The 11,888-nt window shown below is 42.6% G+C and carries 9 protein-coding genes; 5 read left to right on the top strand and 4 right to left on the bottom strand.

Annotated elements, in window-relative coordinates; translation table 11 throughout:
* Nucleotides 1-333 precede the first annotated feature (333 nt).
* The gene (locus tag ABZA00_RS05515; protein ID WP_372881143.1) at nucleotides 334-2,409 is read left to right on the top strand and encodes an HD domain-containing phosphohydrolase; all 2,076 of its coding nucleotides are present in this window, start codon (nucleotides 334-336) and stop codon (nucleotides 2,407-2,409) included.
* 69 nt (nucleotides 2,410-2,478) lie between these two features.
* Here the strand turns inward: ABZA00_RS05515 and ABZA00_RS05510 are convergent, their stop codons facing one another.
* Entirely contained in the window at nucleotides 2,479-4,920 is a 2,442-nt protein-coding gene (locus ABZA00_RS05510; protein ID WP_372881142.1) for an EAL domain-containing protein, read from the bottom strand.
* A gap of 549 nt (nucleotides 4,921-5,469) precedes the next feature.
* On the opposite strand from ABZA00_RS05510, the gene ABZA00_RS05505 reads away from it, so the two are divergent.
* Both ABZA00_RS05505 and ABZA00_RS05500 read left to right on the top strand, forming a co-directional pair.
* A complete protein-coding gene (locus ABZA00_RS05505; protein ID WP_372881141.1) occupies nucleotides 5,470-6,057 on the top strand; it encodes a DUF2703 domain-containing protein in 588 nt (195 codons plus the stop codon).
* A 192-nt stretch (nucleotides 6,058-6,249) separates the two neighbouring features.
* A complete protein-coding gene (locus ABZA00_RS05500; protein ID WP_372881140.1) occupies nucleotides 6,250-7,179 on the top strand; it encodes a Dyp-type peroxidase in 930 nt (309 codons plus the stop codon).
* Between the two features lie 97 nt (nucleotides 7,180-7,276).
* Here the strand turns inward: ABZA00_RS05500 and ahpF are convergent, their stop codons facing one another.
* Entirely contained in the window at nucleotides 7,277-8,872 is a 1,596-nt protein-coding gene (gene ahpF, locus ABZA00_RS05495; protein WP_372881139.1) for an alkyl hydroperoxide reductase subunit F, read from the bottom strand.
* A 183-nt stretch (nucleotides 8,873-9,055) separates the two neighbouring features.
* Nucleotides 9,056-9,613 (bottom strand): alkyl hydroperoxide reductase subunit C, encoded by a 558-nt coding sequence (ahpC, locus tag ABZA00_RS05490; RefSeq protein ID WP_372881138.1) that lies wholly within the window; start codon nucleotides 9,611-9,613, stop codon nucleotides 9,056-9,058.
* 374 nt (nucleotides 9,614-9,987) lie between these two features.
* Here ahpC and ABZA00_RS05485 point away from each other — a divergent pair, with 374 nt between their 5' ends.
* On the top strand, nucleotides 9,988-10,230 hold the full coding sequence (locus tag ABZA00_RS05485; protein WP_372881137.1) for a hypothetical protein: 243 nt from the start codon (nucleotides 9,988-9,990) through the stop codon (nucleotides 10,228-10,230).
* 53 nt (nucleotides 10,231-10,283) lie between these two features.
* Nucleotides 10,284-11,285, top strand: coding sequence for a bile acid:sodium symporter family protein (locus ABZA00_RS05480; protein ID WP_372881136.1), 1,002 nt, complete (start codon nucleotides 10,284-10,286; stop codon nucleotides 11,283-11,285).
* A gap of 117 nt (nucleotides 11,286-11,402) precedes the next feature.
* Here ABZA00_RS05480 and ABZA00_RS05475 read toward each other — a convergent pair whose 3' ends face one another.
* Nucleotides 11,403-11,657, bottom strand: a complete 255-nt coding sequence (locus tag ABZA00_RS05475; RefSeq protein WP_372881135.1) for a hypothetical protein — start codon at nucleotides 11,655-11,657, stop codon at nucleotides 11,403-11,405.
* Between the last annotated feature and the right edge of the window lie 231 nt (nucleotides 11,658-11,888).

Here is an 11,888-nt window from a genome sequence, read left to right as displayed (position 1 = left end):
TCCGATAATTATCTATTCATTTATGCTTGTTAAAATGAATGCTAGCTTCGTTATTGATTTTGCAATTAGAACAACTAGTTACTGCAATCAATGCCTTGCTTTCATCCATTTTTCCTACGCCTAAATAGATCATCTAATTAACGGAATTGGTATTAAATCGTTTATTGCCTGGTTCTTTTTTAACTTATTGATGAAAATTGAAACTGGCACAATTTCTGTTGCTCAACTAAGCTCAAAACTATGAATCAACAGCAATTTCTGTTGTTTTGATTAGAATTTACTGTCGTCATAAAAGATAAGTAAAATTCAAAAGACTACAAAGGGATGTGTTGTATGGCGAATTTGAATAGCAAAGAAATGAATTCCCCTGTTGCTGCATATGAGGCCCGTATTGCCATTTTAGAAGCCGAAAAAGCCAGTTTACAATCTCAACATGCAGAAAAATTAAAACTTATCGATGCGTTGAATGCGGTGGATAAACACATTGCTACAGCGCTTAATATAGATGAATTATTCAATTTAGTTTTAAATGAATTATTACCGATATTTTCCTGTGAGCGCGCGTGGATAATTACGACTTATAAGCACAAGCCCGATGCAAAATTCTATCACGTTGCTCACCAGGCTATTCGTGCAGACTGGTGCCCTGACACAGATGAAATAAATAACAATCTGAACATCCCTTTTCAAATTCCCAAATCAACATTCTTTGAAAAGGCTATTGATGCAACCGGAGCCATGTGGTTGACTCCCTCAAATAAACATATGCTTGTAGACCCGGAACTCTGTAAACGCTTCAGCATACGCTCATCTCTGGTGGTTAAAATCAACTCTCACAGGAATGAAAAATGGTTAATGGGTATTCATCATTGCAAAAAGGCCGTTGCTTATAATCGAGCGACAATTAAGCTTTTTGAAACCCTGTCTGAACGGATTTCAAACGGACTGGAATGTTTGGTATTACGCCGTGAAAAAGATCTGTTCGAAAACACTGGCATCTCAATGTGGCATGAAGATTTCTCTGTGGTTTATAACAGGTTGAATTTATTACGCAAAAATAACGTCAAAGATTTAGGGAAATACATTCAGGAGAATAGTCATTTCCCTGTCGATATGGCGAAGTTAACCAAAGTTTTCGATGTTAATCAATCCGCAGTGAAAATGTTTGGCGCTGAAAGCAAAAAGCAGCTTATCAAATCAATTAAGCAAATTTTCCCGCCAACTTCGATGGGTACTTTTGCTGAATTACTTTGCGCTATTTTTGATAAAAAGAAAGTCTTTAAACAGGAAGTTGAACTGTATACTTTAGATGGCAGCCTGCTGAATGCTATTCTCACTTTTCAAATGCCGGGGACTAAAGCGGGATTTTTGAGTGTTCCAATTAGCATTATTGATATAACCTCTATCAAACAAGCCGAATTAAAACTGGAAGAGAGTGAAAAACGCTACCGTTCACTTTATGAAAACTCTCCTTTGGGTTACCTGTCTCTGGATGAGAATGGAAAGTTTCTCGAGGTAAATCAATCTGTTTGTAATATTCTCGGCTATAAACGGGAGGAGATAATCGGTTCCTTTTTCAGCGATTTATTACAACTGAATTACCGTGAAAAATTTATCACTAATTTTACCCGTTTTAAAGAAACTGGCATCTCGCACTTTGTCCCTTTTGAGGTCGTAGCAAAAAATAAGCGCACTGTTTCTATCGAGTTTTATCAAGCCAAGTCTAATGAGCCAAACGCTCCACTCACCCAGACACATTGTGTGCTAAACGACATTTCCGATTTGCTTAACAACAAAGAGGCATTAAGACTAAGCAACATCAAGTTACAATCAACACTGGAAGGCACAATATCCGCTACCTCTAAAGCGATCGAATTAAGAGATCCCTATACTGCCGGCCACCAAAGAAATGTTGCAGACTTATCTCAGGCGATTGCAAAAGAGATGAACTTTTCGACTGAAGAAATCAAAGGTATTTTTTTAGGCGCTTCAATTCACGATATTGGCAAAATCCAAGTACCCGCTGAAATATTGTGTAAACCAAAGGGATCCACTGCGTTAGAATATCAGTTAATTCAGACACATTCGCAAGCAGGTTACGAGATACTTGGAGGTATTGAATTTCCCTGGCCTATTGCCGACATTATACGCCAGCATCATGAAAGAATGGATGGTTCCGGTTACCCGTCAGGACTTGAAGGTGATCAGATATGTATTGAGGCCAGAATTGTTGCTGTCGCTGATGTTGTTGAAGCGATGTATAGTCACCGGCCATACCGACCCGGGTTAGGAATTGATAAGGCGCTGCAGGAAATTCAACGCAATCGGGGGACCTTATACGATAAAAGCGTTGTTGATGCCTGCCTTAAGGTATTTAAATCCAAAGGATTTAGTTTTACAAGCGATTGAGCTTAAGGCAGTGAATCTGTGCTTATGTGAATCCCACAATGCCCTAAAATCAGGAAGTTTGTATCAGGATTAAGCACCTTTTGATTGAGCCTGTCTATGCTCAGCGAAAAATCGCTCCAATTCAGCAGGCGGCATTGGTTTTGCGTATAAATAACCCTGGACCTGATTACATCCCATGGCTATTAATGCATTCCGTTGCGCTTCAGTTTCAACCCCTTCAGCCACTGTAGACATTTTCAGGTTACTGGCAATATTGATAATCGATGAGGTGATTGCATGATCGTCAACATCATCAGGAAGACCATCAATAAAGGCCTTGTCTATTTTAAGCTCATCCAGTGGAAAACGTTTGAGATAAGACAAGCTTGAATAACCAGTGCCAAAGTCATCCAAAGCAATACCAACTCCCAGCGCTTTTAATTGAGTCAATAACTCGATGGCTTGCTCTGCGTTATTCATCAAGGACGTTTCGGTTATCTCCAATGTCAATAAAGATGCTGGAAAGCCACTCTCAGTTAGCGCTTTCTCAACGCAAACCAGAAGCTCCTCGCGTAATTGATAAGGGGATAGATTGACAGACATACTGACTTTTGGGAAACCTTTAGCCAACCACGATGCCCCCTGCTGACAGGCTGAATGCAACACCCAATCTCCAATAGGTTGTATAAGGCCAGATAATTCAGCTAACGGAATGAACTTGTCCGGCGCCTGAAAACCACGCTCCGGGCAGTTCCAGCGGATCAAAGCCTCGTAACCAGATAGTGTTTCATCATGTAAATGGTACTGCGGCTGGTAATACAGTTCGAATGCATTCGTTTCAATCGCCTTGCGTAGGGCTTTCTCTAATTCAAGCTGCTCGGATACTAACCGGCCCATATGTTCACTATAGAGCTGATAGTTATTTCTGCCCTGCTCTTTGGCACGATAGAGCGCAATGTCGGCATTACGCTGTAGAGTGGCAAAATCCAAACCATCATCAGGATAAGTAGCAATACCGATACTGGGGGGCAGGACTAGTTGGTGCCCTTCAATCATCACCGGCTGAGAAATGCACTTAATAAGACGTGTTGCTAAATCCGAGGCTGCTTTCGGGAATGACTGTTTGCTCATAAGGATAACAAACTCATCACCACCGAGACGGCACACTATATCAGTTGATCTGACATTACTGCTTAGCCGTTTAGCTATTTGTTGTAAAACCTGATCACCAGCAGCATGTCCCAATGAGTCGTTAATAGTCTTAAAGCGGTCCAAATCGATGAATAACAGAGCGAGCTGCTCCTCAGGAAATAGTTCAGAAAGCATAATTAATTTTTCTGCTTTCTGATTTAACAGGCGCCTGTTGGGTAAGCCGGTTAAAGGATCATACTCAGCTAAATGACGCATTTCTTTTGCGGTCTGTTTCAGTGCACTCTGGTGAATATAAATACTGGATTGATAGCGGCTGAACATAACCGTTAACCACTTAGCGCTTAGTAAAGACGCAACGAGTGCGATAATGAATACGATAAACAGCGGCACCACCAATGCCAATGTATCTTCGATAAAGCTATCGTTTAACTTTTGCCGTTGCACAGCGATTATTTCATTTACATCGTCAGGATAAAAACCGGACACTAACAGCCAGTTCCAGCCCGGTACTCTGACAACTAATGACTCCTTCTGCACTGGGCCTCGGCCATCAGGATAATACCATTCGTACTGAGCGATGCCATTACCCTTAGCGGCAACAAGAACCTGCTGGACCGCATGCTTATGCTTTACACTATACATATTAGCCATATTTGTGGGGCCTGAGAGCATTTGGCCATCTTCAGTGAACACAGCGATATAACCATGTTTACCAAAGCGCATACTTTCAAATCGCTTTAACGCTTTGGCTTTAAGGTCATTTTCAGTGTAAAAGAGGTGGTCACCTGTTCCAATAATCCAGTTCAATGGGGGGAATTGACGTACATAGGAAATTTTATCCATCATCTGATCACTATCTCCAGGCACATACCAACGGTAACGGTAATAACCCGCCTTATCCGGATTGGTTGTTGCCTGAATAAGCCCAAGCTCAATAAATCGCCCGCGATCATCCTTATCATAGAGCATATTCTGACCTTCAATCCCAGGAATGTCAGGTTGTAAAACGGTAACGCCGTCTAATTGTTTGATAAAGAAATAACCACGGCCATTGAAAAAACGCACATTACGTAGCATTTCACGGATTAGCTGTTTAATGTCACTTTCCGGATACTTATCACGCATCAGGTGATAGGTAGCCTCTATTTCAGCATAAACCTGATCAACTCTCTCTTTGGTGTTTTCCATTAGAACTGATTCAGCCTGGTCTTTCATAAAACGAATATACTTCAGCACACTATCAAGTTCGTTTGTAATTCTATCGCGATTTTGCTGCTCGATATCTAAACGCAACTCAGATAAGCGGGATTGCTTGTCTAAGTAGTTCTTAGTTAATAAATAACCCGCTATAGTAGCCATCAATATTATGATAATACTCATTGTAAATATCGTATGATAACGGGGGAATGTTTGAGCGTTAATCTTAAATTTCATAGGCAGAACCGAAAGTAAATAACCGTTAATGGCGGGTGAATTGTTATCTCTTAAGGCTAAAGCTGAAGTTAATAAAAGTACTTATTGTTATGAAAGTATTAGCAGTGAAATATGTAAAAAATTCAAAACATAAAGACTGTCGTGTTCAAGTTTTATGTAGAACTGGCTTATTTTATTGTCAATTAAGGATGCGTGCAACTATTCCCCTTTCTTTATGGAGCGATGTAAATTAACCTCAGGTAGTAGTATCCCCTGTACAAAATAGCCAATTAACTCGAAGAAGCTTTTACTTTACAAGAGGTTAATGATTCCACAAAATTAATATTCCATGGTGTTTTATTTGCCATTCAGGTTGATAAATATACACCATAGTGAAACCTTCTGCTCCCCCAACACAGTTGTTAAATTAACTCATTTTAAAGGGTCACTTCTCCTATAATAAAGATTGAATGAGCCTGATTTGGCACCCTTCACATTTAATTTATTGAGGTGAATATGAGTTCCAGGGTGAAAGATAAAAAAAGTTGTTGCAGTGCAGTAGAGCACGGCGGTGAGCCTTCCGTTACAGATTGTTGTGCTGCAAGCGATGCAGCAAAAAATCCGCCGGCAAAAAAAGGGCAGATAGATATTGATTTTATGTATCTGGATTTAGGTATCTGCACACGCTGCCGGGGGGCGCAGTCCAGTTTGGAAGACGCTATTGCGGAGGTCAGCAGGGTGCTTGAAACAACGGGTATCCGGGTAAAAGTGCGCAATATTCACATCACAAGCGAGCAGCAGGCCGCAGAGCTTGGTTTTGTCGTGTCGCCCACCATCCGGGTAAATAACCGGGATATTCAGATGAATTTCAGGGAAAGCCGCTGTGAATCATGCGGCACACTCTGTGATTGTGAAGAGGGGGTATCATGCCGGGAATGGGAATATCAGGGGCAATGGTATACTGTTCCGCCCAAAGGTCTGATCATAGAGACCATTCTTAAAGCCGTCTATGGTGGTGACGGGCAAGAAGCAAAGACAGTTGAGCAAAGCAGAAGGGTGCCGGACAGCCTGAAACGTTTTTTTGCAGCTGCCCACAAAAAGTAACCTCACCTAACCATATGATAAATAGAGTTAAAAAATCCAGAAATGGCGGTTTGAATTTTTAAAAATTGAAAAAATAACTGATACTTTTTTCTCTTAATAATGGCGTCAAGTTAGGCCCATCTTGTTGCAAATAACTGCATTCCACTTGTTTTCATGATGATAATCAATTACAACAGGGAGTTATAATTTAAAATGATCAGATTAAAATTTGGAGAAACCGTTATGACTGTATATCAATCAGCTATTGTCCCTGAAGCAGGACCCTTCGCCCTTTATAGCCAACTTAAAATAAAATCTGAACATCAGAAAGTGCTGCAGCAACTAAAGGCGATACCCAAGCTGGTTGCCGAGCTTAATCAAAGCCAGCCGGGCGCAGACCTTACTTCGGCTATTGCTTTCAGCAAAGCCTTATGGAGCAAGACAAATCAGCCTATGCCGGAGGAATTAGTTGATTTCACAGAGCTTGGAAAAGGGGATGCAGTTGCACCTGCCAGCGATGTTGACGTGCTTATTCATTGCCACTCCAACCGTCACGATCTGCATTTCTACCTGCTGCGTAAAGTGATGGCGGAAATATCCGAACATGTTGAACTGATTGATGAAACATATGGTTACCGTTTTATGGATGCACGCGATATGACCGATTTCATTGACGGTACTGAAAATCCTGAAGGTCAGGCAAGGGCACAGGTCGCAATTATTCCTGAAGGCACTTTTGCCGGTGGCAGTTATGTGATGGCCCAGCGTTTTATTCATGACCTTCCGGCATGGAATCAACTCTCTATCGCCGCGCAGGAAAAAGTGATCGGCCGCACTAAACCCGATTCGATTGAACTTGATGACGTACCGCCAACCTCGCATGTCGGCCGGGTTGATATTAAAGAACAGGGTAAAGGGTTGAAAATAGTGCGCCACAGCCTGCCTTACGGCTCAGTATCCGGTGATCACGGATTACTTTTCCTGGCCTACTGCAGTACTCTGCACAATATTAAAGTGATGCTGGAAAGCATGTACGGACATAAAGATGGTCAGGTAGACCATATGCTGCGTTTTACCAAAGCGGTTACAGGGGCGTATTTTTTTGCGCCATCCGCTGAAATGCTGCAGGCAATAGAACTATAAACGGCAAATAGGGAGTTAAGAAAGAGAGCTGCTAACTTCTTCTGCTGATAAAAAATACCTGCCGGTGACCGGCAGGTAAACTACTTTTAACGCTGGATTACGCTAATTCGGCAACCTTAGCGCTCGGTGCAGGTGTGCGAATCAGATGATCAAATGCACTTAAACCGGCTTTCGAGCCTTCACCCATGGCAATGATAATCTGCTTATAAGGTACTGTGGTGACATCCCCCGCGGCAAATACACCGGCAACAGACGTTTCACCTTTAGCGTTGACTTCAATCTCGCCGCGGGGCGACAAAGTCACACCGCTGCCTTTTAAGAAATCACTGTTCGGCACCAAACCAATCTGAACAAAAATTCCGGCAAGCTCAAGGTGCTTTTCCTCACCCGTCGCACGGTCAGTATAATTAAGCGCGGTAACACGTGTGCCATCGCCCATTACCTGCGTCGTTTGCGCCTCTTTAATAATATCGATATTGGCCATACTATTAGCTTTATTTATTAGCACCTGGTCAGCACGTAAGGTATCGGCAAATTCCAGTACGGTAACATGCTCAACAATACCCGCCAGATCAATGGCCGCTTCGATACCTGAGTTTCCTCCACCGATCACTGCGACTTTTTTGCCTTTAAATAACGGACCGTCACAGTGCGGGCAGTATGCAACCCCCTTATTACGGTATTCCTGTTCACCCGGTACATTCATCTCTCTCCAGCGTGCACCAGTAGATAAAATTACGCTGCGGCTTTTAAGCGTTGCACCATTTTCCAGTTCAACATGGATATAACCGTCTTGCGTTTGTTCAGCACTCACCAGGCCATTGGCTTTTTGTTCAGTCAAAATATCCACTTCGTACTGTTTTACGTGCTCCTCAAGGGCTGCCGCTAATTTAGGACCCTGTGTTTCTTTTACTGAAATAAAGTTCTCAATAGACATGGTGTCCATTACCTGGCCACCGAAGCGCTCGGCGACTACGCCGGTGCGGATTCCTTTACGTGCCGCGTAAATAGCGGCAGACGCACCCGCCGGGCCTCCGCCGACCACTAACACCTCGTAAGGTGCTTTTTCACTTATTGCCGCCGCTTGTTTTTGTGAAGCACCGCTATCGACCTTCTGCAAAATCTCATTAAGTGAAATTCGCCCCTGGGTGAACACTTCACCATTCAGGTAAACACTTGGCACCGCCATAATATTACGCTCACTCACTTCATTCTGAAACGCAGCCCCGTCGATCATGGTGGTTTTTATATTCGGATTAATAGCCGCCATCATATTTAACGCCTGCACCACATCCGGACAGTTTTGACAGCTTAAGGAAATGAATACTTCAAAATTCATCTCGCCTTCAAGGCCGGCAATCTGCTCGATCACCTCAGGTTCGAGTTTCATCGGGTGACCGCCACTATGCAGCAGAGCCAGCACTAATGAAGTAAATTCGTGCCCCATCGGCAGGCCGGCAAAACCAAGCGCGGTTTTTTTAGCTGGATTAACCACCTGCATCACCGGCTTACGCGAGCTCGCATTTTGATTTTCAATCACTGTTACTTTGTCGTTTAAAGACGCGATATCCTTTGCCAAAGCATTTAATTTTTGCGCGGTATCACTGTCATCCAGGCTGAGAACCAGATGTACATCAGTCTTTAAATTATCTAAATAAGTCTTTAACTGGGTTTTCATATTTTGGTCTAACATAGTAATACCTTTTAATGTTCGTTGATTGCACAGGGCAGACGATTAACGCTGTTCGCAATTTTAAAGATTTAATAATCTTCTCTGTCTGCAAAAAGATTTTTAAATCTTTAAAGTGCCTCAGTAACGCGTTTACGGTTACTGAGGCCGCTTATAATAAAAACAATATGTTAAGCTGGTTTTAAGTTAGATTTTACCAACCAGATCCAGAGAAGGAGCTAATGTTTGTTCACCTTCTTTCCATTTAGCAGGACATACTTCACCCGGGTGAGATGCCACGTACTGAGCAGCTTTCACTTTACGCATCAGATCTTCTGCGTCACGGCCAATTCCTTCAGCAGTGATTTCCATTGCCTGAATCACACCTTGTGGGTCAATCAGGAAAGTAGCACGGTCTGCAAGACCCTGGCCTTCACGCATCACACCGAAGTTATTAGTGATGTTGCCCGTTTGATCGCCAACCATGAAGTAGTTGATTTTGCCGATAGTTTCAGAGCTGTCATGCCAAGCTTTATGGGTAAAGTGAGTATCAGTCGAAACAGAGAACACTTCTACGCCACGTTTTTGCAACTCTTCGTAATGATCTGCAAGGTCTCCAAGTTCAGTTGGGCAAACAAAAGTGAAGTCGGCAGGGTAGAAGAAAAATACAGCCCACTTACCTAATACGTCTTTTTCAGAAATTTCTACGAATTTGCCTTGTTTGAAAGCTGTTGCGTTAAACGGTTTAATTTCAGTGTTGATCATTTTGATATCCTCGTAATTAGTTGTTAGTTACCCGATTGAGCTCTTGTTGCGAACTCATGGGATGTATTATGGGACAACCTTTAAGATAGGCAAAATCGTTTGTTGCTATAAAAACAATAGAATAAAACTATCAAATATTATTTATAAACGATACTAAACCAAGGTAAACAGGCCCTAACTATTTAATATTATTTTAATTTACCCTGAATGATTCCATTGGCAGGTCAACTTCTTCCATTACAATAGTTGCTGCAATGCTTTATTATTTATTAAAGAAAGTTGCACAGGTTTCAAGTATTACGTTGCGATGAAATCACCTCGACACTGGTTCCTGAGTTAATTGCCGAGGTGGTAAAGGCGCTAAAGCCTAAGGTTTGTATTTTAGAGCAGCTATCGGACAACGTGTTTTGCTTATCACCGATCAGTCCGATCAGAAATATGCCGACAGTGTCAGCCAGATGTTAATCTGCTGCATGAACAATCAGATGCCGCTGGAAAGTTATACCGTGCCGATGAGCCTGGTTACTTATCCGGTAGATAAGGTCTATATCCACCTCAATGGCAGCGCCTCGATAATCAGCAGTAAAATCAGTGTCAGTTACTATATGGCGCTCTAGCAGTTATATCAGTTGGAATAACCCCTAATAATAATCAAGAAGAAAATAACCTTATGAATATATTAAACAAACTAAAAAAAGAGTGGTTTCTGGCCGGGATGGTTTTAGCTATCTTTTTAGCCACCATAACAGCTGATTTCGGCCGTTCAGGTGGCCTGATTCATCTGGATAAGCTGACCGGAATCGGTGTTGCCATTGTCTTTTTTCTACACGGTTTGGGGCTGTCCCCAAGAGCTATTAAAGATGGCGTAGCCAATTGGCGTCTGCATATCTATATTCAGCTGTGCACCTTTGTACTTTATCCGCTGCTTTGGCTGCTCTTCGGTAATAGTTTTCTGACTTATATGCCATCAGCTTTGGCCTTTGGTTTCTGTTACCTGTTTGTGCTGCCCAGCACTATCTCCTCCTCTGTTGCCATGACCAGCGCCGCTAAAGGTAATGTTCCCGGTGCCATCTTCAATGCTTCCTTATCAAGTATTTTAGGGGTCTTTATCACACCGCTGCTTATTCAGTTATTTATGGGCTTTGAAGGGGTAGAGCTGGATCTGCTCGCCTCTGTATTCGCCATTGCCAAACTGTTACTCCTGCCGATGATAGCGGGACAACTGCTGCGCCCTTATCTGCTGAAATGGGTAGAAAAACACAAGGCGGTGGTTAACAAGGTCGATAAGTATGTGATTTTACTGATCGTCTACAATGCCTTTTGTGATTCTGTTGCTAACGGTATCTGGAGTGAGTTCTCACTAGGCATGTTAGCCACATCAATAATGATCAGCACTGTCTGTCTGCTGGTTATGGTGCACTCCATTCAGTGGGGCGCGCGTCGCGGCGGGTTCAATCTACCCGATGAAGTAGCAGCGGTTTTCTGCGGCACTAAAAAAACTCTGGCCGCCGGTGTGCCGATGGCAAAGGTTATTTTTGGCGCGGATCCGACATTAGGCATGATTTTATTGCCGATTATGCTTTACCACCCGATTCAGATTTTCTACTGCGCGATTCTAGCCAACCGTTATGCGCGCAAAAGTGCGCACAACAATCAAGCCGTGACAGGTTAAGCTAATATAATGGTTAAAGATAATGGTGAAAACTAACGATTTGCAGGCTTTGTCAGACGATTATATTGTTTTTTTATAGCAACAAGTTTTATTTTGTTTTGGCTATATGCCCTGTCATTAAATCAAAGCTTCCTCGTAAACCTTATCAACCTCGCTAAAAAGCTGTGCTTTTTCTAGGCGGGGCAGAGTCGTCAGGCGCATTGATTTGGCAATGGGGTGATGAGAGGCTTTGTGAACAGGGTCTTTGAGCGCCAAAGGTTTTCCAAGTTCAAATAGATAATAAAGCTCATCTAAATCTGACACCTTAGCTGCTTTTTCGGCATTTAGAAGCATGACACCCTCGCACTGCGGAACAGTGTTTCGGTTTCTCATCGTCTAGTCGCCGTCAGGGCGAAACAACCAACAAAAAAGTTAAACCATGCGCTTAAAGCAACAGCCTGCGAAAAACTAAATCCGCTAAGCGGAGCTTGGGGTACGATAAGCTGCGTCTTTGCCAGAACGAAACCAGCAACATTTTGAACCAGTTCCTCTCAAAATACCGGATAATTTTTCATTGACTACTTAGATACTCCGAGCAGCAGATAAATAGGGAATATCTGCTCA

Source organism: Psychromonas sp. (assembly GCF_041586535.1).
Classification (GTDB): Bacteria; Pseudomonadota; Gammaproteobacteria; order Enterobacterales; family Psychromonadaceae; genus Psychromonas.
Note: the sequence above shows the minus strand (reverse complement) of the source record. Positions and strands in the feature narration are given on the sequence as shown.

Excerpts from the sequence above, each read along its gene's own strand:
- ABZA00_RS05515 (WP_372881143.1), top strand. The coding sequence starts at position 334 with ATGGCGAATTTGAATAGCAAAGAAATGAATTCCCCTGTTGCTGCATAT.
- ABZA00_RS05510 (WP_372881142.1), bottom strand. The coding sequence starts at position 4,920 with ATGAGTATTATCATAATATTGATGGCTACTATAGCGGGTTATTTATTA.
- ABZA00_RS05505 (WP_372881141.1), top strand. The coding sequence starts at position 5,470 with ATGAGTTCCAGGGTGAAAGATAAAAAAAGTTGTTGCAGTGCAGTAGAG.
- ABZA00_RS05500 (WP_372881140.1), top strand. The coding sequence starts at position 6,250 with ATGATCAGATTAAAATTTGGAGAAACCGTTATGACTGTATATCAATCA.
- ahpF (WP_372881139.1), bottom strand. The coding sequence starts at position 8,872 with ATGTTAGACCAAAATATGAAAACCCAGTTAAAGACTTATTTAGATAAT.
- ahpC (WP_372881138.1), bottom strand. The coding sequence starts at position 9,613 with ATGATCAACACTGAAATTAAACCGTTTAACGCAACAGCTTTCAAACAA.
- ABZA00_RS05480 (WP_372881136.1), top strand. The coding sequence starts at position 10,284 with ATGAATATATTAAACAAACTAAAAAAAGAGTGGTTTCTGGCCGGGATG.
- ABZA00_RS05475 (WP_372881135.1), bottom strand. The coding sequence starts at position 11,657 with ATGAGAAACCGAAACACTGTTCCGCAGTGCGAGGGTGTCATGCTTCTA.